At 61.8% G+C, this 18,880-nt stretch carries 17 protein-coding genes; 6 read left to right on the forward strand and 11 right to left on the reverse strand.

Annotated elements, in window-relative coordinates:
• Positions 1-72 precede the first annotated feature (72 nt).
• The 6 genes from Thiofri_RS03230 to Thiofri_RS03255 form a co-directional block, all read right to left on the reverse strand.
• Positions 73-987, reverse strand: a complete 915-nt coding sequence (locus tag Thiofri_RS03230) for a ParB/RepB/Spo0J family partition protein (protein ID WP_009150271.1) — start codon at positions 985-987, stop codon at positions 73-75.
• Between the two features lie 17 nt (positions 988-1,004).
• The gene (locus tag Thiofri_RS03235; protein ID WP_009150272.1) at positions 1,005-1,793 is read right to left on the reverse strand and encodes a ParA family protein; all 789 of its coding nucleotides are present in this window, start codon (positions 1,791-1,793) and stop codon (positions 1,005-1,007) included.
• The gene (gene rsmG, locus Thiofri_RS03240; RefSeq protein WP_040857903.1) at positions 1,786-2,439 is read right to left on the reverse strand and encodes a 16S rRNA (guanine(527)-N(7))-methyltransferase RsmG; all 654 of its coding nucleotides are present in this window, start codon (positions 2,437-2,439) and stop codon (positions 1,786-1,788) included. Before rsmG ends, Thiofri_RS03235 begins: the two co-directional genes overlap by 8 nt.
• Positions 2,440-2,450: 11 nt before the next feature.
• Entirely contained in the window at positions 2,451-4,415 is a 1,965-nt protein-coding gene (gene mnmG, locus Thiofri_RS03245) for a tRNA uridine-5-carboxymethylaminomethyl(34) synthesis enzyme MnmG (RefSeq protein ID WP_009150274.1), read from the reverse strand.
• Between the two features lie 188 nt (positions 4,416-4,603).
• Entirely contained in the window at positions 4,604-6,562 is a 1,959-nt protein-coding gene (locus Thiofri_RS03250; RefSeq protein WP_009150275.1) for a hypothetical protein, read from the reverse strand.
• 332 nt (positions 6,563-6,894) lie between these two features.
• The gene (locus tag Thiofri_RS03255) at positions 6,895-7,266 is read right to left on the reverse strand and encodes a cupin domain-containing protein (RefSeq protein ID WP_009150276.1); all 372 of its coding nucleotides are present in this window, start codon (positions 7,264-7,266) and stop codon (positions 6,895-6,897) included.
• 73 nt (positions 7,267-7,339) lie between these two features.
• Here Thiofri_RS03255 and prfB point away from each other — a divergent pair.
• From prfB to galE, 4 genes are all read left to right on the forward strand, one after another.
• Positions 7,340-8,438 (forward strand): peptide chain release factor 2 gene (prfB, locus tag Thiofri_RS03260; protein ID WP_009150277.1). Its coding sequence is split into 2 segments (ribosomal slippage): positions 7,340-7,414 and positions 7,416-8,438, totalling 1,098 coding nucleotides; the frame shifts between segments, so codons are not numbered across the junction.
• Between the two features lie 52 nt (positions 8,439-8,490).
• A complete protein-coding gene (gene lysS, locus Thiofri_RS03265; RefSeq protein WP_009150278.1) occupies positions 8,491-10,065 on the forward strand; it encodes a lysine--tRNA ligase in 1,575 nt (524 codons plus the stop codon).
• A gap of 95 nt (positions 10,066-10,160) precedes the next feature.
• A complete protein-coding gene (locus tag Thiofri_RS03270; protein ID WP_040857352.1) occupies positions 10,161-10,598 on the forward strand; it encodes a hypothetical protein in 438 nt (145 codons plus the stop codon).
• Between the two features lie 61 nt (positions 10,599-10,659).
• Positions 10,660-11,679, forward strand: coding sequence for a UDP-glucose 4-epimerase GalE (galE, locus tag Thiofri_RS03275; protein WP_009150280.1), 1,020 nt, complete (start codon positions 10,660-10,662; stop codon positions 11,677-11,679).
• A gap of 46 nt (positions 11,680-11,725) precedes the next feature.
• Here galE and Thiofri_RS03280 read toward each other — a convergent pair whose 3' ends face one another.
• The 5 genes from Thiofri_RS03280 to Thiofri_RS03300 all read right to left on the reverse strand — a co-directional run bounded on the left by Thiofri_RS03280 (position 11,726) and on the right by Thiofri_RS03300 (position 16,856).
• On the reverse strand, positions 11,726-12,142 hold the full coding sequence (locus Thiofri_RS03280; RefSeq protein ID WP_040857911.1) for a hypothetical protein: 417 nt from the start codon (positions 12,140-12,142) through the stop codon (positions 11,726-11,728).
• A gap of 291 nt (positions 12,143-12,433) precedes the next feature.
• Positions 12,434-14,779 carry a RelA/SpoT family protein gene (locus Thiofri_RS03285; protein ID WP_009150282.1) on the reverse strand — a complete coding sequence of 782 codons (2,346 nt, stop codon included), beginning with the start codon at positions 14,777-14,779 and terminating at the stop codon, positions 12,434-12,436.
• Positions 14,780-14,796: 17 nt separating this feature from the next.
• Entirely contained in the window at positions 14,797-15,078 is a 282-nt protein-coding gene (gene rpoZ / locus Thiofri_RS03290) for a DNA-directed RNA polymerase subunit omega (protein WP_009150283.1), read from the reverse strand.
• A gap of 162 nt (positions 15,079-15,240) precedes the next feature.
• Positions 15,241-15,969 carry a guanylate kinase gene (gene gmk, locus Thiofri_RS03295; protein ID WP_009150284.1) on the reverse strand — a complete coding sequence of 243 codons (729 nt, stop codon included), beginning with the start codon at positions 15,967-15,969 and terminating at the stop codon, positions 15,241-15,243.
• A gap of 11 nt (positions 15,970-15,980) precedes the next feature.
• Positions 15,981-16,856, reverse strand: a complete 876-nt coding sequence (locus Thiofri_RS03300; protein WP_040857354.1) for a YicC/YloC family endoribonuclease — start codon at positions 16,854-16,856, stop codon at positions 15,981-15,983.
• Positions 16,857-17,057: 201 nt separating this feature from the next.
• Between Thiofri_RS03300 and Thiofri_RS03305 the strand changes: the two genes are divergently transcribed.
• Both Thiofri_RS03305 and rph read left to right on the forward strand, forming a co-directional pair.
• Positions 17,058-18,056 (forward strand): serine/threonine protein kinase, encoded by a 999-nt coding sequence (locus Thiofri_RS03305; RefSeq protein WP_009150286.1) that lies wholly within the window; start codon positions 17,058-17,060, stop codon positions 18,054-18,056.
• A 79-nt stretch (positions 18,057-18,135) separates the two neighbouring features.
• Entirely contained in the window at positions 18,136-18,861 is a 726-nt protein-coding gene (gene rph, locus Thiofri_RS03310) for a ribonuclease PH (RefSeq protein ID WP_009150287.1), read from the forward strand.
• Positions 18,862-18,880 lie beyond the last annotated feature (19 nt).

An 18,880-nucleotide genomic window follows, 5' to 3' on the forward strand; every position in this document is an offset into this window, starting at 1 on the left:
TACCGAGTACACCTCATACGGCGCCTGTCTCGGGTCATGATGCGAAGCGAATCGTCGGGTCTAGTAAAAAAGTTACTGAATATGCGCCAAAATCCCGTCGAGCTCGTCTAAATTGTTGTAGGCGATCACCAGCTTGCCGGCGCCGCTGCCGCCGTGTTTGATCGCAACGCGGGCGCCGAGGCGGTTGGCGAGGTCGTCTTGCAGGCTGCGAATGTTGGGATCGAGTTGGGGTTTTTCTTTTTGGGCGTCGTCGGTTTCTTCGTTTTGCCAGCGGCGCACCAGTTTTTCGGTTTCGCGCACCGACAGGCCGCGATTCACCACCTCGCGCGCGGCGTCGCACTGATTGCGCCCCTTTAGGCCGAGCAGGGCGCGGGCGTGGCCCATTTCGAGTTGGCGCTGATCCAGATAACTCTTGGTGTCGGGTTCCAATTCGAGCAGACGCAGCAGGTTGGTGACCGTGGTGCGGGACTTGCCTACGGCCTCGGCCACCTGCTGGTGGGTGAGGCTGAATTCTTCTGCAAGGCGATGCAGGGCGCTGGCTTCCTCGAGCGGATGGAGGTCATCGCGCTGGATGTTCTCGATCAGGGCGATGGCGAGTGCAGTTTTTTCGTCGACCTCGCGCACCACGACCGGTATTTTGGCCAAACCGGCCTGCTGGGTTGCGCGCCAGCGCCGTTCGCCGGCGATGATCTCGTAATTGCCGTCATCAAGGCTGCGAACCACAATCGGCTGCAACACGCCCTGGGCGGCAATGGAATCGGCCAGTTCGCTCAGACTCTCGGGGTTGAACTCGCGCCGCGGCTGATAGCGCCCGCGGCGGATGCGCTCGACGCCGAGTTCGGTGATGACCTCATCGGGACGGGCGGTGGTTGGGGATTCGTGCGCCGGGTCGGGCGCCCCGCTGTTGGATTCGCTGCTGCCGCTGCTTGCGCCGCTGCCAAGCAGTGCGTCCAGGCCGCGGCCAAGTCCTTTGCGTTTCGTGCTCATTGTTAGCTTTGGTGCACTCAGGTCACGGCCGGTGCCCGCTCGGCACGGCCAAGTATCTCACCGGCCAGGGCCTGGTAAGCGATGGATCCGCGCGAGCTTGCATCATAGAGAAGCACCGGCAAGCCGTGGCTGGGTGCCTCGGCCAGGCGAACATTGCGCGGGATTATGGTGGTATAGACTTGGGTGCTGAAGTGCTCGATCAACTGGGTGGAGACCTGATTGGCCAGGTTGTTGCGCGGGTCGTGCATGGTGCGCAGAATGCCCTCGACGGCCAACCCCGGATTGCGGCTTTCCTGAATTTGGCGAATGGTGTCGAGCAAGGCTGAAAGCCCCTCAAGCGCATAGTATTCGCACTGGATTGGAATCAGCACGCCGTTGGCGGCGACCAGGGCGTTGATGGTGAGCATATTGAGCGAGGGCGGGCAGTCGATCAGGATCTGGTCGTACTCGCCCGTGATCGCGCTGATGACCTCGGACAGGCTGCGTTCGCGCTGCTCGGTGTTCATCAGGCCGACCTCGGCGGCGGTCATGTCGCCATTCGACGGCAGCAGGTCGAAACCGGGGGCGGGTTCCTCGACCCTGACCCGGCAGGCATTGAAGTCAGCGTCGTTCAGCAGCAGATCGCAGCCGGTGCGTTCCAGGCTGTTTTTGTCCACCCCGCAGCCCATGGTGGCATTGCCCTGCGGGTCCATGTCGATCAGCAGCACGCGGCTTTTGAGCGACGCCAGCGAGGCGGCCAGATTTACGGCAGTGGTGGTTTTACCCACGCCGCCTTTTTGGTTAGCGATCGCGATGATTCTAGCCATAGGTGTCAGGATTGCTGTAGATGCGAATCAAATGGCGCTCGCCAGTGACGAAAGGCACCTCGAGCCTTTGCGCTGTCACGCCAATGCCGGCTGCGGTCAGTGCGGCCATTTCCTCATCAGGTCGGTGGCCCTTGTAAGCGAGCAGCGTGGCGCCCGGCTGGCGCAAATGGGTGCTGCCGGACCAGAGGGCGTCGAGCGGCGCCAGCGCACGAGCCGTTATGGTAGCGAATTTTTCCACCGGCTGGTATGACTCGAAGCGCGCCTGCACCACTTTGACATTGCCAAGCTCCAGACTGGCGGCTGCCTGGCGCACAAAACGGGTCTTTTTGCCGACGCTATCGAGCAGGACAAATTGCAGTTCCGGGCGCGCGATGGCGAGCGCAATACCCGGCAGACCGGCACCCGTGCCTAGGTCCAGCACCGGGGAGGCATCAAAGGCTGCGATTGCAGCCAGACTGTCGAGCAGATGGCGGCCGATCATTTCGAGCGGATCGCGCACGGCTGTCAGGTTAAAACGGCTGTTCCAGTGCACGAGCAGATCGATGTAGTTGAGCAGGGCGTTGCGCTGGGCATCGCTCAGGTCGGCGACGGGGCTGCCGAGGCGCGCGCAGCCCTGATCGAGGCGTTCGCGCAGGGGCTGGCGCATGGAGGCAAGCATCAGGCGCTTTGACGCGCGACGGGCGGGGCAGCATCGACCGGCTGTTTGTCCGCAGCTTTGTCCGTCTGTCCAACCGCGCGACCGATCGACTGGATGCGCTTTAAGTGAATCAGCAGCAAAGACACGGCCGCTGGCGTGACACCCGGAATACGCGCTGCCTGGCCCAGGGTGGTCGGGCGCGTTGCTTTGAGTTTTTCCAGCACTTCGGCCGAGAGCCCGCGCACCCGGTCGAAGTCGAAATCCAGCGGCAGCGGCTGGTGCTCCTGTGCCTGCTGGCGCTCGACCTCTGCGCGTTGGCGCTCGAGATAGCCGGCATACTTGGCCTGGATCTCAATCTGCTCGGCCACGGTGGGATCTGCCACGCCGGGGCCGATGCCAGTGATGGCGATCAGGCGGGCATAGTCGAGCTGGGGGCGGGCGAGCAGTTCAAGCGCGCGTGCCTCGCGTTTCGGTGGCTCGCCGAGATGTTCGGCGAGCGCTTGCGCAGCGGCGCTGCCGGGGCGCACCCAGGTCTCGCGCAGGCGCTGTTGCTCGCAGGCGATGGCCTCGCGTTTGGTCTCGAATGCCTGCCAGCGCGCATCATCCACCAGACCCAGTTCGCGACCGATCTCGGTCAGGCGCAAGTCGGCATTGTCCTCGCGCAGTTGCAGCCGGTACTCGGCGCGGCTGGTGAACATGCGATAGGGCTCATTGGTGCCGCGCGTGATTAAATCATCGATCATTACGCCCAAATAGGCCTGATCGCGGCGCGGAAACCAGGGCTCGAGCCCGCGTACCTGGCGCGCGGCGTTAAGCCCGGCCAGCAGCCCCTGAGCGGCGGCTTCTTCATAACCAGTGGTGCCATTGATCTGACCGGCAAAGAACAGGCCGCCGATGGGCTTGGTCTCGAGCGAGGGCAGCAGGTCGCGCGGGTCGAAGAAGTCGTACTCGATGGCATAACCGGGGCGGGTGATGTGGGCCTGCTCGAAGCCCGGGATGGAGCGCACCAGCGCCTCTTGCACATCGTAGGGCAGGCTGGTGGAGATGCCGTTGGGGTAGATTTCATCGGTGTCCAGCCCTTCGGGCTCGACGAAAATCTGGTGCGAGGCCTTGTCCGCAAAACGAAAGACTTTGTCCTCGATCGACGGGCAGTAGCGTGGTCCGATGCCTTCGATCACGCCGCTGAATAGGGGCGAGCGCGAGATGCCGGCGCGGATGATCTCGTGCGTGCGCTCGGTGGTGCGTGCAATGTGGCAGCTGAGTTGGCGCGGATGATCAGCCGGCGAGCCGAGATAAGAAAACACCGGCACTGGTGTGTCACCGGGTTGCTCGGCGAGCTGGCTGAAGTCAATGCTGCGTGCGGCGATGCGCGGCGGGGTGCCGGTTTTCAGCCGCTCCACCCGCAGCGGCAGCGCGCGCAGGCGCTCGGCCAGCGCCAGCGCGGGCGGATCGCCGGCACGCCCGCCGCGATAATTTGACAGCCCGATGTGAATGCGCCCGCCAAGAAAGGTGCCGGCGGTCAGCACCACAGTGCGCGCGCGAAACTCGAGCCCCATTTGGGTACGCACGCCCGCGACCCGAGCGCCATCGCCATCGAGCAGCAGATCGTCCGCTGCCTGCTGAAACAAGTCCAGCCCCTGTTGCTGCTCTAGCGCGCGGCGCACGGCGGCCTTATAGAGCGTGCGGTCAGCCTGAGCGCGGGTGGCGCGCACCGCCGGCCCCTTGCGGCTGTTGAGAATACGGAACTGAATGCCGGCAGCATCGGCTGCGCGCGCCATCAGCCCGCCGAGGGCGTCGATTTCTTTGACCAGATGTCCCTTGCCAATACCACCAATGGCCGGGTTGCAGCTCATCTGCCCGAGGGTCTCGATATTGTGCGTCAGCAGCAGAGTGCGCGCGCCAAGCCTGGCCGCAGCCAGCGCGGCTTCGGTGCCGGCGTGGCCGCCGCCGATGATAATGACGTCATAGTCTTGAATTGCCCGCATGGATGTTCCGGTCTGGATGGCAGATGTCTGCCAGCTCAGATTACCATGCGCGCGTCTGGCGCGCTTTGGACGTGCCGCCAGACAGGCTGAAGCTGGAAAGCGCCGAATGCACGCGAGTCTGAACCGCTTTGATGATCAAGCACAGCCGGGCGATGCTGGCTGTGCTCTGATTCGTTCCTCTCGCAACTTCAGAAAATCGGCGGGCGGGGGGAGGAATCGCTCCGGATGGGCGCATCCAGAGGGTTGGCGGTCAGTCGATGGGCGGCGGCTCGGCGGCGGGCTTTGTGGGCGCGTGGGTAGGTCGGCACGCCCAAGCGTGGATCATTCGGGTTGATCTGGAATAACAAAAAGTCCTGGCCGGCGTCGCGAATGCTGCGCAGGCGCGAACTGATCTCATGGCGACCGGTGCGGATGGCGATGGCATCCCCTTCGTGCAGACCGGGTTGGGGTGCCGTCAGCAGGCCCCAGCCGAAGTCCTGATCGTAGATCAGCAGCGCGCGCGCCGTCTGCTTGCCGGTCTGCGCCGTCTGGTCGCTGTCCGCGTGCGGATCTTCTTTGGGGCTGGATGCCAAGCTGGGCGTGAGACTGGGGGCCTGCGCGTGGTCAGTGTCGCGCTGGGTGGTGGTGTCGCTGGGCTTGCTAGTCGGTGGTAAGGCGCTGGAGGTGACGGCCTCACTCGAGTGGGCCTCAATCAGGGCAGTGGTGACTGTGCGCACCGAAGCGGGCACGGCGAAACAGGCAAGTTCCTGCACGTCGATCTGCAGGACTCCAGCGCTGCGCAGCATGCGTGCGACGCGCCCGAGATGTGGGCGGGCCATGCCGGATTTGCCGCTGCCGAAGGCCACCAGGGTGCCGACGCTGAGCGCGGTGCTGGTCTGGGCGCCGGGATTTTGAATGCGCCACAGGCGCGCGCTCTGGTGAACCAACTGCCAGGGGTCGCCATCGGTGCGCAGGTTGCTGGGTTGGCGCAAGGGGTCGTGCCTGGCCCTTGGCTGTGAGCTGGGCGATGTCGAGTGCGGAAAGCGCGAGAACACTTGATGCAGCAGGGCGCGGATGGTGGTCATGCCAGCGCTGAGATACAAGGTCTCGGGCTGGTTTAGCGGTTGCTCTGGGAGCTGTTCTGGCGCGCTGTTGTCCATATCGCGCGAGAGCAGCCGGATGCTCGGGCGACGCGCGGCGGGCGGCAGGCCGCGCAAGCGCTCGGGGGTGCGCGTGCCGGCGGGGTCGCGGCGGAAAAAGGCTTGGTGATCGCTGCGGATTGCCTCGGCGAGGCCGCTGTAGTCGAGCGTTAGGCTACCCTTGTCTGCTGCAGCGGGCTGGGGTGGGCCATTGAGATCGGCATGGAGGAAGCGCTGGCAGGCCGTGGACGGTAGGGCGATACCGAGCCGCGCGGCATCCGGCACCAGTGCACAGTAACGGGCGATGAAATTCTGGGTGGTCTTGGGCCAGCTGAACTGGTCGAACAGCCCTTGGAGCTGAAGGTTCAGATACAGCCCCGCGCGGGTGGCGCGGCCATCGGCGTCGGTCAGGAAGTCGGGTGCGTTGCAGGCAGGTTGCGGGTTATCCGGGGTCCTGGACGCCAGCAGGGCAAAAAACACCCGATTGGCGCGCTGCCAGGAGGCGCCGGGCAGGGGTTGATAGCGCAGGCGGTAGAGTTCCATCTCGCGCCAGGTCCACTCAAGAATGCGCAGGGCACCGAGCTGCAGCGGCTGCTGGTTGTTGCGGGCTTGCGGGCTGGCGTAGGCATCGGCCAGCGCCAGCTGATAGGCTCTGACCAACTCGGTCATGCAGCCTTTGAGTTGATCGAGCTGGCTGGCCTGGGCCGGGCGTTCGGGCAAGCCACGGCGGTCGCGGGTTTGTTGTTCAAGCAGCAGGGCGGCCTCGGACCACAGCAGCGCGCCCAGGGATTCTGCTTCCTGCAAACGCTGTGAGGCGCTGATCCGGGTGCGATTGGCACCTTGGAGTTCGGACAACAATTCGGGAAGGGCTTCGTCCAGTGGGCGCCCGCCCTTGATCAGCCGCAGGGAGGTCGGGCGCAGCATGCGGGTGGCACGCCATTGGCTCGGCGTCTCAAGCCCTTCGCGCAAACCGGCGAGCAGGTCGCGCTCGGAGGGGGAGGCGGCAGCAGTGTTTTCGGCAAAGAGCACGACGGCCTCCTACTGGTGTTAACTGGCCCCGGGAAGGCACGGGGCTAGATTTTGCAAAAAGCGAGCAATGCGGCCTCCGTGGCATCCCGATGAACAGTCTTATTAACTGGCATTCTCACGCCAAGCTTCCGGCTTTTGTTGCGCAGGCTCTTACTAGCGAGTCTATCCCAGGACCGGGGCCTTGCCTGTGAGGTGGGTCACGCTTCTGGCGAATGCAGATGGCGCATGCGCACTGGGCTCTGCGCGTGCCAAAATCCGACCAGAGTTCAAAGGGCCTGATTTTATACCGACAATCAGCTTGCGATTGGTACCTTAAGGAGTGGGCCGAGCAGTCAGTCGTCGCACTGGTGGTAGACCGCCGGCTCAAATCTGGGGGTGCAAATGGCGAGAAAGACCAGCGGGACCGAGCCTGTGTTCTGGATGCTCTGCGGACAACCGGGCGGAATATGGATCACATCGCCGGGCTGGACTTGGGTCTCCGGCAGCTCGCCAATGCGGGCAAGGCCCTGGCCCGAGAGAATCAGATAGCGTTCGGTGGTCCGCTCAAGCCAATGTACTCTTGTGGTTACGCCCACGGGCACGGTGGCACGAGCGATGGACAACGCTGGATCATCGCTGCGGTTCCAAGGCTCGAGAATGTCGCAGCCCTCGCGAAAGGCGTAGGAATCGGCTTCATCCGGGCGGTGAATGATGGGGGGCGTCATGATGGTTTTGCCTCGGGAGTTCATCGGACGGTTCCAGTATACTGATATGTTTTCTTAGATGCGGAGACCATTCATGCAGGATATCAGCCCGATCCGCGCCCGCCTTGGCGATTTGAGGGGACGTTTGGAGTCCCTCTGGGGGTATCTTTGACTATGCTGGCAAGGATGAGCGCCTGACCGAGGTGCTGCGCGAGCTCGAAGATCCGAACCTCTGGAACGACCCGGACCGTGCCCAGCGGATGGGGCGCGAGCGCGCGATGCTCGAGAATGTCGTACTGGGCCTGCGCGAGTTGCGCGCCGGGCTTGACGACACCGATGATCTGCTCGCGCTCGCTGTGGCAGAGGAAGACGGGGATACGGTGGACTCTGTTGTCGCCGATCTCGACGGCTACGAGGCGCACATCGCCAAGCTCGAATTTCAGCGCATGTTCTCGGGGGACATGGATGCGAACAACGCTTTTGTCGACATTCAGGCCGGCTCCGGCGGCACTGAGGCACAGGACTGGGCCGAGATGCTGTTGCGCATGTACCTGCGCTGGTGCGAGGCGCATGACTTTAAGACCGAGCTGACGGAATACTCCCCCGGCGAGGTCGCCGGCATCAAGTCCGCCACCGTCGCAGTGCAGGGCGACTATGCCTTCGGCTGGCTGCGCACCGAGACTGGCGTGCATCGGCTGGTGCGCAAGTCGCCTTTCGACTCCGGCAACCGCCGACATACCTCGTTTGCGGCGGTGTTTGTTGCGCCCGAGGTGGATGATTCGGTCGAGATTGAAATTAATCCGGCTGATCTGCGCATCGATGTCTATCGTGCCTCTGGCGCCGGCGGTCAGCACGTCAACCGCACAGAATCGGCCGTGCGCATCACCCATAACCCGACCGGGGTGGTGGTGCAGTGTCAGAATGATCGCTCGCAGCACAAGAACAAAGACCAGGCGATGAAGCAGCTCAAGGCCAAGCTCTATGAGCTGGAAATGCAAAAGCGCAGCGCCGATCAACAGGCGTTGGAAGAGACCAAGTCAGACATCGGCTGGGGCAGTCAGATTCGCTCTTATGTGCTCGATCAGTCGCGCATCAAGGATCTGCGAACCAACATCGAGACAGGAAACACCCAGGCAGTGCTCGATGGTGGGCTCGATCCTTTCATCGAAGCAAGCCTGAAAAGCGGTTTGTGATCTCTTGCTTTTCAAACCTCACCCTTCAAGCCTTTAAACCTTAAGACTTCCCATGCCCAACCAAACCCCGTCCGATACTGACGAACACAAGCTCATCGCCCAGCGCCGCGAGAAGCTCAGTCGCCTGCGCGAGCAGGGCGTCGCTTTTCCGAACGACTTCCGCCGTAACGCCGTGGCGGGTGAATTGCTGGCCGAATACGAACCCAAGGAGGACGCGGAGCTAGAAGAACTGGGGCTGCGGGTCAAACTCGCCGGACGCTTGATGAGCCGGCGCGTCATGGGCAAGGCAAGTTTTGCGCATCTGCAAGATATGTCCGGGCGTATGCAACTCTTTGTGCAGCGCGACCGGATCGGGGATGAGGCTTACGCCTGGTTTAAGAAGGAACTCGACATTGGCGACATCTGCGGCGCCGAGGGCCTGTTGTTCAAGACCAAGACGGGCGAGCTGTCGGTCAAGGTCGACGAACTGCGATTGCTGACCAAATCCCTGCGTGCGCTGCCGGAGAAGTTCCACGGTCTGGCTGATCAGGAAACCCGCTATCGTCAGCGGTATCTCGACCTCATTATGAACGACGCCACCCGGGCGACCTTCCGGGTGCGTACCGCTGTGATCCAGTTCATCCGCAACTATTTGAACGGGCTCGACTTCCTGGAGGTCGAGACGCCCATGATGCAGGCCATTCCTGGCGGTGCCCTGGCGCGGCCGTTCGTCACGCACCACAACGCACTCGACATGCAGCTCTTTCTGCGCATCGCCCCTGAGCTCTACCTGAAGCGCCTGGTGGTCGGTGGTTTCGAGCGCGTCTATGAAATCAACCGCAATTTTCGCAACGAGGGGCTCTCGACCAGGCACAACCCCGAGTTCACCATGCTCGAGTTCTATCAGGCCTATGCGGACTACCATAACCTGATGGACCTGACCGAAGATCTGCTGCGGCGGCTGGTGCAGCAGGTGCTCGGCGGGACGGAACTGAGCTATCAGGGCGAGACCTATGATCTGGCCAAGCCCTTTCAGCGCCTGAGCGTGCGCGAGTCCATTCTGGCGTTCAATCCAGAACTCGGCAGCGCCGACATTGATGAGCTGGACCCGGCGCGGCGAGTCGCTGAGCGGCTCGGCATTCCGCTCAAAGCGAGCTATGGTCTGGGCAAGGTGCAGATCGAGATTTTTGAAAAAACCGTCGAGTCGCGACTGATGGAGCCCACCTTTATCACCGAGTATCCGCTGGAAGTCTCTCCGCTGGCGCGCCGGAATGACCACAACCCCTTTGTGACTGATCGCTTCGAGTTTTTCGTTGCCGGACGCGAGATTGCCAATGGTTTTTCGGAGCTGAACGACGCCGAGGATCAGGCTGAGCGTTTTCGCCGCCAGGTCGAGGACAAAGCCGCCGGCGACCTGGAAGCCATGCACTTTGATGCCGATTACATTAGCGCCTTAGAGCATGGCATGCCGCCGACGGCGGGGGAGGGCATCGGCATTGATCGCCTGGTGATGCTGCTGACCGACGCACCCTCGATTCGCGATGTGCTGCTGTTTCCGCACATGCGCCCGGTGGGGAGCGGTGGGCATGGTCTGGATCAGCCTCCGGAATCGGCATCTTCCCAGGAAAGCCTCGAGGGCTCGGGCTGATCCCAGTCAACCTTTATCGGGTCTCGGTCTATTTCTCAGCGACGACCTGATCGCTCACGGGAGTGCTTCCCGGAAGATTCAAGTGGTGCTTTTTGATGTCAGAATCGCCGTCTGAGCCTGCGCGACTGGTCCTGCAACCGGCATGGTCGCGGCAGATGCTGGTGGTTTGGACGCTGCTGCATCTCGGCGCCATGGCCGTGATTGCCGCCTTGCCCCTACTCTGGACCTTTCGAGTCGGGCTCGCCCTGCTCCTTGGGGCGCATGGCTACTGGAGCTTCGCGACCCACTTTTGGCGCTGCCTGCCTTGGTCGATCATGCAGGCCAATCGCACGTGCGATGCTTGGGAGCTGGTGCTGAACACCGGCGAGCCCGTGCGTGCGCGGCTGCTGGGGTCGAGCTTTATCGGCCAGCGGCTGATGGTGCTGAATTTTGCCGTCGGTGGCTGGCGTCGCCTGTCTTTGCCGCTGGCAGGCGATAGTCTTGATGGGGAGCTACTGCGTCGGCTGCGAGTTGAGTTGCGCGAGGGATTATGATGCCGCCCCGTAAACCTAGTGACAAGCGGGCATCCAACATCCGAGCTAGGGAGAAAACCTGATGAAGATTCTCGTTACCGGTGGAGCTGGCTACATTGGCACTCATACGCTGGTCGAACTCTTGGCCGCCGGGCATGAGCCTGTGGTGGTGGATAACCTCTGCAACAGCAAGGCTGAGGCGCTTTCGCGGGTGCGCCAGATCAGCGGACAGGATGTTGTATTTGAGCGCGTTGACCTGCGTGATGCGCCTGCGCTGGAGCAGGTGTTTGCCCGACACCCGGTCGACGCCGTGGTACATTTTGCCGGTTTGAAAGCCGTCGGGGAGTCAACCGAGCAACCGCTGCTCTATTACGACAACAATGTGGCAGGCACCCTGACGCTTTGTCGCGTGATGGAAAAGTTCGATGTGCGCCACCTGGTATTCAGCTCCTCGGCTACTGTCTATGGCGACCCGCAACAGGTTCCCATCAACGAAGAAGCCCCGCTTGGGTCTACCAACCCCTATGGGCGCACCAAGCAGATGGTCGAAGACATTCTGCGCGATCTGGCCGCAGCCGACGCGCGCTGGCACATCACCCTGCTGCGCTATTTCAATCCGGTCGGCGCCCATCCGAGCGGCCTAATCGGCGAAGACCCAAACGGCATCCCGAACAACCTCATGCCGTATATCGCCCAGGTTGCGGTCGGTCACTTACCTGAACTGCGGGTGTTCGGTAACGACTATGCAACGCCTGATGGCACCGGGGTGCGCGATTATATCCATGTGGTTGATCTCGCCCGAGGGCATCTCGCGGCCCTTCAGCATGGGGCCACGGCGCCCGGAGTGCGGGTGTTCAATCTCGGCACCGGACAGGGTTACTCGGTGCTCGAGATGCTCAAGGCTTTTGAGCAGGCGTGCGGGCGTGAATTGGCGTTTCGATTTCATCCGCGTCGCCCGGGTGATGTAGCCCGGTGTTACGCCGATCCAGGCAAGGCCGAGCGCGAACTTGGCTGGCGGGCGCAGCATGACCTGGCCGAAATGGCCGCCGATAGCTGGCGCTGGCAGCTCAAAAATCCGCACGGCTATAGCGTTAGCAACTGAGTTTTCGGTTTTGGGCCGGCCCAATAAGCCGCAAGCCCATGTCCGCTCAGGCTGTCTGATACTCAGCTTTGGAGCCGGTCAGATCCCAGGCAAAGGTGCAATCGAGATGGGACAGCACTGAGATCATGCCGCTCTCACCATCCTCGACCATCACCGCCACGGGCGCCTTTTTGCCAAACTGTTTGTTGCCACGCTTGACCCACAGATCGCGCATTTCCGGGTTGCGCGGAAAGTAGGTGTGCAAGGCCTCCTCGATGCGCAGCAGATAGCCGATCTGGCGGTTCACCGTTGGATCATCCGGAAAGGCTTCCTCATCGCGAAAACGCGCAACATGACGTGCCTTCACGTTCTCAGGCAGTCGCAGCAGGTGCATGATGTCGCTCGCGCCTAGCCCCCAAGCCTCAAGCAGCTTCATGGTGCGGCGGGTCATCAGGAGGCGGTCGTCCGGAGTCAGGGTGGTCATGGTATCTATCCCGAAGGTTACTGGGCCCCAATGGTACTGGGGCATGAATTTGTCATCAGCCAAGCTGAAACTCGCAATCATGACCAGATGATGATGGCAAAAAACCTAGCATGCAAGTCGGAATTGAATCGGCGCGCAACAGGGCTGTGAATCACAAGTGGCTCATCTTCCGGATCGTGCACGAAAGGATGCTTATAGTGACAAAAAGATTTTATTCTCCAGGGTGGCCGGGACCATGAGACTCAGTGCAACAGCCAAGTGGCCAGGAGTGCTCGGGGAAGAACCTGCGCCTCAGCGGCACAGGCGGGTAATGCGCAGGACGAGCGGGATCTGGCGCAGGCGGCGGAGGATGCGGGCGAGGTGGCGACGCGACTGGACTTTGATCTGGAAGTCGAGCGTGGAGGCGCCGCCGGCTTTGTCGCGAGATTGAATATTGGCGATGTCGGAGCCGGCTTCGGCGATGGCGGTGGCGATGCTGGCTAGGGCGCCGCGCTGGTCTTCGACTTCAATGCGGATCTCGGTGATGAAATCTCCGCTGGGTGCTTCGGCCCATTGCAGGTCCACCCAACGGCCACGCTTGGCCTCGAAGTCGCCGAGGTTGTGGCACTCCAGACGGTGCACCACGATGCCTTTGCCGGGATTGAACAATCCCGCGATCTGATCGCCCGGAATCGGGCGGCAGCAGCGCGGGAAGGTCATTACCATGCCCTCGGTGCCCAGAATTGCGAGTTGCTGTCTGGATACTGACGAACTGGGGGTGACGGTCGAGGGTTCGGGTTGTTCGGTGCTGTCGGGGCTGGCCAGTCGGCGGGCGACCAGCATGGGCATGCGGTTGCCCAGGCCGATGTCGGCAAACATCTCATCGGCCGAGCTGGCATCTGTCTGCAGGGCATAGGCGGCGATCTGCTCGGCGCTGATATCATCCAGACTTAGGCCGATGTTGGTCAGCTCGTTATTGACCAGATCGCGTCCCAGGCGCGCCGCTTCGCGCTGCTGCATGTTCTTGAGAAAGTTGCGGATGTTCGCTCGTGCCTTGCCAGTGACGACAAACTTCAGCCAGTGCGTCTTGGGCGTGGCGCTGGCCATGGTCGATATCTCGACCGTCTGGCCGCTGCGTAAGATGGAATTAATAGGCACGGGGCGGCGATCAATCATCGCATAGACGCCGGTGTTTCCGATGTCGGAATGGATGGCGTAGGCGAAGTCGATGGCCGTTGCGCCGCGCGGCAGGACCTTGATCTCGCCGTTGGGCGTGAAGACATAAACATCATCGGGGAAGAGATCGACCTTGACGTGCTCCAGAAACTCCCGCGGGTTGCCGGAATCACGCTGCAATTCAAGCAGATTCTGTAACCAATCGCTGGCCAGGGCGGGCGTCTTGCCATGTTCGCCGCCGGTTTTATACAGCCAGTGCGAGGCAATTCCTGACTCCGCCACCCGGTGCATGTCGGTGCTGCGGATCTGGATTTCGATCTTGACACCCTGAGGGCCGAAGAGCACGGTATGGATGGACTGATAGCCGTTCGACTTGGGGATGGCGATATAGTCCTTGAAGCGCCCCGGCACCGGCTTGTAAAGATTGTGAACCTGCCCAAGCACCCGGTAGCAGGTGTCGATGGAGTCGACGATGACGCGGAAGGCAAAGACATCCACTAAATCGCGGAAGGATTTACCCTCATCGCGCATCTTGCAATAGATGCTGTAGAGGTGTTTTTCGCGCCCGGTTACCTCGGCGACGATGCCCTGCTGTTCGAGCCGGTGACGGATGGCGCTCTCGACGCTGGCAATCATCTCATGATGACCGCAACGTACCTTGCACACTGCATTGTTGAGCACAAAATGCCGCCACGGCCATAGATGACTGAAACCGAAGTCCTCTAACGCCAGGCGGATGCTATTAATACCCAGGCGGTTGGCGATGGGGGCGTAGATGTCGAGCGTCTCGCGCGATTTGCGCCGGCGCTTCTCCGGCGGCATCACCCCCATGGTGCGCATGTTGTGCAGCCGATCAGCCAGCTTGACGAGGATCACGCGAATGTCGCGCGTCATCGCCAACATCATTTTGCTGAAATTCGCCGCTTCCTTCTCGGCATCGGTCTTGAACTTAATCTGGGTGAGCTTGCTGACGCCATCGACCAGTTCGGCGATTTCGTCGTCGAACACTTCGGCGATTTGTTCCTTGGCGGTTGGCGTGTCTTCTACTACATCGTGCAGAATCGCCGCCATCAGGCATTTGTGGTCCATTCGCAGGTCGGCAAGGATGCGCGCGACAGCAATGGGATGGTAGATATAGGGCTCGCCGCTGGTGCGCGCCTGTCCTTCATGCGCTTCGGCGCTAAATAGATAGGCGCGATAAATTTCGCTAATTTGCTCGCGTGGCAGATAGCCTTCGAGCTGTTTGCACAGGTCGCTGATGAGAAAACGCGTACCGGGCTTGATATCGGCGCGTTCGTGTGCGGGGGCTGGCGGGGGTTGCAGTCTACTGGCTGGGACTGCTGTCGCACCCGGGACACGCGCATCCAGGCTGGCGGGGTCCCGATCAGGCGAATCCGGATCAGCTGAAACCGGATCAGCGTCGCCTTTCAGCGCGGGTATGGCTGCTTCGGCGACTGATGCTGCGAATGCGGTATCCCCCATGATGACCGCGCGGGATGCTAAATATCCTTGGCGACTGAGGCGGCCAGTTCTTCGGCCAAGGCTTCCTCGAGCGATTTCGAGATGTCTTCGGACTTGGCCGGTGGTTCCTCCACCTGCGCCGGATTGATGTGCCCACCAGCGATTTCTCTTAACGCCAGTACTGTTGACTTGTCCTTGGCCCAGGGGAGCAAGGGCTCAACCCCATTGCTCAACTGTCGCGCACGCTTGGTCGCAAGCAAGACGAGTTCAAATCGATTATCAACATGTTCGAGGCAGTCTTGGACAGTAATACGGGCCATGGGTCGCAGGTACCTGTGGTGATTTTGGTAAAAAGAAGATTCATTTAACTTGGAAAATAGCAAACTTTTCCTGTTTCGATAAGGGATTTTCCGCAATTTGGTCGGAAAATCACCGTAACCAGGCGCAACTGAGTCATCGCACCCAGTCTTGCCGCTCTCAACTTAGGCTTCGCCCTCAAGCATGGCGTCCAGGGTATCGCCGAACTTCTGCTTCTGGGTGGCCCGGCGCAGTCCGAAGGCGCAGATCAGGGCGCGTAATTCAGCCAGGGCGGACTCGAAGCGGTCATTGACGATCAGATAGTCGTATTCCCCGTAGTGCGAGAGTTCGCTGCGCGCCTCGGCCATGCGTCGAGCGATGATTTCGTCACTGTCTTGCCCACGGTCACGCAGGCGTCGTTCGAGTTCCGTCAGCGATGGCGGCAGAATAAAAATGGATACGGCCTCGGGAAAATTTGTCCGCACCTGGCGCGCGCCCTGCCAGTCGATTTCAAGCAGCAGATCCTGGCCGTCATTGAGTGCCTGGCGCAGGGTTTTGCGCGCGGTGCCGTAGGCGTTGTCGAACACCTGCGCATGCTCTACAAAAGCGTTCTCGGCCACCATTCGCTCGAAGGTCTTGCGGTTGACAAAATGGTAATGCACGCCGTCGATCTCGCCCGCGCGCGGCGCCCGGGTGGTGTAGGACACCGACAGGTGCAGATTGGAATTGCGCTCGAGCAGGGCGCGTACCAGGCTGGTCTTGCCGGCGCCGGAGGGGGCCGAGACAACGAATAGCGTGCCTTTTTTATCATCTTCGGCGTCGTTCTTGCCGATCTTGTTGTCGCCCTGACCGGTGGTTTGCTTAGTTTGGCCAGGCGCGGATGATGGCGGTTCAGAAGCGTTGCTATGGCTCATTCGGGGCTCCCTTACTCCAGATTTTGGATTTGTTCGCGCATTTGCTCGATCAGCACTTTCATGTCGACGGCGATGCGGGTGAGGGTCGCGTCGCTGGATTTTGATCCCAGGGTATTGGCCTCGCGGTTGAGTTCCTGCATCAAGAAGTCCAGGCGGCGACCGACGGGACCCTCGCCGGCGAGCGTCCGGCGGACTTCCTCGATGTGGCCGCTCAGTCGGTCCATTTCTTCATCGACATCGCAGCGCTGGGCGAGCAGCACCATCTCTTGCTCGAGACGGTTGGGGTCGAGTTCACCGCGCACTTCCGCCAGGCGCCCGCTGATGCGCCGGCGCATCTCATCGAGCAGTTGCGGCATGCGCGCGCGTGCCTCGGCAACAAGCGCGGCCAAGCGTTCGCTGCGTTGTTCGATCAGTGCGCGCAGCCTTGTGCCTTCGCGCTCGCGCGCGGCGATGAGTTCGGTCAGGGTGTCATCAAAAAGCGCTCGTGCCGCCGTATTGAGACTGTCCATATCCGGTTCAGATTCTTCGAGCATGCCGGGCCAGCGCAGCAGATCCATAACAGAGGGCGTGGAAGGCGCGCGGGAGTCACCCATCCGGGCGGCGATGCGCTCGGCGGCGCTCAACACTTGGGACAGCAGTGGCTCGTTGATGCGCAGTTCAACACCGCCACCTGTCGGTGCCACGAATCTGAGCGTGCAGTCGATTTTGCCCCGGCTTAGGCGCGCGGACAGGCGCTCGCGCACGTCCGGATCTAGCCCGCGCAACTCCTCGGGCAGACGCAAATTGGGCTCGAGAAAACGGTGATTGACCGAGCGGATTTCCCAGCTCAGCTCGCCAGAGGCGCCGCCGGTCTGGCGGCGGGCGAAGGCAGTCATACTCTTAATCATTGCGGGCATTTGGGGCTGGGATTTTGGTGGCACACTGGCTTGCCTCCGTGGAGCCTGGGTCTCGCTCGGTGGCCTTGGTGCGGTTTCGCGTCTTATGATATACCAGACGGGTCAATCAAACCTGTAGTGGCGAAAGTCGCCATGGTTCGTGCGCGTCGCCCGCCGCGTGCGTTTTTTGCTCCAACGCTGGAAGTCATTTCTATGGCAGCGCCCAATCGCGACACCCTCGAGCCAGGCACTTTCATCGACTGCTACCGTATAGTGCGCACCATCGGTAAGGGCGGCTTTAGCCTGATCTATCTGGCCAAGGATGATGAGACCGGCGATGAGGCGGTCATCAAGGAGTTTATGCCGAAAAAGATCGCCCGGCGTCTGGAGAACAAGTGGGTGGAAGCCACTGATGAGAATAGTCGCGTGAGCATGATTCGCAGTCTGCGGCTGTTCTTTCAAGAGGCCAAGGCCATGGCCGCGTTGCGGCATCCAAACATTGTCGGGGTGCGCGGGCTCTATCTGGCCCATGGCACCGGTTATCTGGTGATGCAGCATGAGCGCGGGCGGAATCTGGCGCAGTTTGTTCACGAGCGCGGTGGTGCGTTGAGCACCACCCTGCTGTTGCGCATTTTTCTGCCCCTGCTCGATGCGCTGATGCTGATTCACGCGCGCAGCATGTTGCATCTCGACATCAAGCCCGGAAATATTCATCTGCGCCATGGGCATGATCCGCTGCTGCTCGACCTTGGCGCCGTGCAGGTGATGTCCTCCGGGCGCAGCCTTGGCGGGCAGGTGATCACCGCCGGTTATTCGCCCCCCGAGCAATACAGTAGCGGCGGCAATATCGGCCCCTGGACGGATGTTTATGCCGTGGGCGCCTCCATGCGCTCCTGCATCGAGGCCAAAACCCCACAGCCTTCTCCCGAGCGGGTCGAGAACGATGTGATGGTGCCTCTGGCGGAGGTCATGAAAGATCGTTATCCTGCCGGGCTGCTTGAGGCTGTCGATTGGTCGATGGAACTCGAACCCGAGAAACGCCCCCAGGATGCCGGGGAGTTCCTGACCGTGCTGCAAAGCCAGGACTACGCGCTGCCGAAGTCGACCTTGCGCGAGCTGCTGCCGTCGTTCCAGGCTGGCGGCGATATCAATTCCGCCACCACCGGCCTGCGCATCGGAGCGCCAAGTTCGACGCTGACGCAGGAGCTTTGACGTCCGCCTCAGGGCGTCGCTTTGGTCGGCATCTGATCAACTTATCCAAATTGCCCGCTTGAACCACTAGGAGTCCCCCATGCGTCCCTCCGCCCGCCGTCCCGATCAACTGCGCCCGGTTCGCTTTACTCGTCATTACACTCGACATGCGGCCGGTTCGGTGCTGGTGGAGTTTGGTGATACCCGGGTGCTCTGCACCGCCAGCGTCTCCGAGCGGGTGCCGCCCTTTCTGCGCGGCAAGAACAGCGGCTGGTTGACCGGCGAATATGGCATGCTGCCCGGCAGCACCTCGGAGCGCACCGATCGCGAGGCCGCGCGTGGTCGTCAGGGTGGGCGCACCCTTGAGATTCAACGGCTGATCGGGCGCTCTTTGCGCGTGGCGGTGGACCTGACAGCCTTGGGTGAGCGCACCATCACGCTCGACTGCGATGTGTTACAGGCCGATGGCGGCACCCGCACCGCCGCTATCAGCGGGGCCTGGGTCGCGTTGCGGGACGCCCTGGATGGCCTGGTGGCGCGCGGGGCGCTGAAGGCCTCTCCGCTGCTGGCGCAGGTCGCGGCGGTGTCGGTTGGGCTCTACGAGGGTACAGCGGTGCTCGATCTCGACTATGCCGAGGACTCGAACGCGCAAGCCGACATGAATGTGGTCATGAACGCCGACGGCGGCTTGATCGAAGTGCAGGGCACGGCCGAGGGGCGCGCCTTCAGCCGCAGCGAGTTCGATGCCCTGCTGGATCTGGCCACCGGTGGGCTTAATGAGATATTCAGCCTGCAGCGCGCGGCGCTGGAGCCGGCGGCCGCCTGAGCAAATCTCAGAGCATTCA

Origin of the sequence: Thiorhodovibrio frisius (assembly GCF_033954835.1) — a bacterium.
Taxonomy (GTDB): domain Bacteria; phylum Pseudomonadota; class Gammaproteobacteria; order Chromatiales; family Chromatiaceae; genus Thiorhodovibrio; species Thiorhodovibrio frisius.

Excerpts from the sequence above, each read along its gene's own strand:
- Thiofri_RS03285 (WP_009150282.1), bottom strand. The coding sequence starts at position 14,779 with ATGGGGGATACCGCATTCGCAGCATCAGTCGCCGAAGCAGCCATACCC.
- Thiofri_RS03255 (WP_009150276.1), bottom strand. The coding sequence starts at position 7,266 with ATGACGCCCCCCATCATTCACCGCCCGGATGAAGCCGATTCCTACGCC.
- Thiofri_RS03300 (WP_040857354.1), bottom strand. The coding sequence starts at position 16,856 with ATGATTAAGAGTATGACTGCCTTCGCCCGCCGCCAGACCGGCGGCGCC.
- Thiofri_RS03270 (WP_040857352.1), top strand. The coding sequence starts at position 10,161 with ATGTCAGAATCGCCGTCTGAGCCTGCGCGACTGGTCCTGCAACCGGCA.
- Thiofri_RS03305 (WP_009150286.1), top strand. The coding sequence starts at position 17,058 with ATGGCAGCGCCCAATCGCGACACCCTCGAGCCAGGCACTTTCATCGAC.
- gmk (WP_009150284.1), bottom strand. The coding sequence starts at position 15,969 with ATGAGCCATAGCAACGCTTCTGAACCGCCATCATCCGCGCCTGGCCAA.
- mnmG (WP_009150274.1), bottom strand. The coding sequence starts at position 4,415 with ATGCGGGCAATTCAAGACTATGACGTCATTATCATCGGCGGCGGCCAC.
- Thiofri_RS03280 (WP_040857911.1), bottom strand. The coding sequence starts at position 12,142 with ATGACCACCCTGACTCCGGACGACCGCCTCCTGATGACCCGCCGCACC.
- rsmG (WP_040857903.1), bottom strand. The coding sequence starts at position 2,439 with ATGCGCCAGCCCCTGCGCGAACGCCTCGATCAGGGCTGCGCGCGCCTC.
- rph (WP_009150287.1), top strand. The coding sequence starts at position 18,136 with ATGCGTCCCTCCGCCCGCCGTCCCGATCAACTGCGCCCGGTTCGCTTT.
- galE (WP_009150280.1), top strand. The coding sequence starts at position 10,660 with ATGAAGATTCTCGTTACCGGTGGAGCTGGCTACATTGGCACTCATACG.
- lysS (WP_009150278.1), top strand. The coding sequence starts at position 8,491 with ATGCCCAACCAAACCCCGTCCGATACTGACGAACACAAGCTCATCGCC.
- Thiofri_RS03235 (WP_009150272.1), bottom strand. The coding sequence starts at position 1,793 with ATGGCTAGAATCATCGCGATCGCTAACCAAAAAGGCGGCGTGGGTAAA.
- Thiofri_RS03230 (WP_009150271.1), bottom strand. The coding sequence starts at position 987 with ATGAGCACGAAACGCAAAGGACTTGGCCGCGGCCTGGACGCACTGCTT.
- rpoZ (WP_009150283.1), bottom strand. The coding sequence starts at position 15,078 with ATGGCCCGTATTACTGTCCAAGACTGCCTCGAACATGTTGATAATCGA.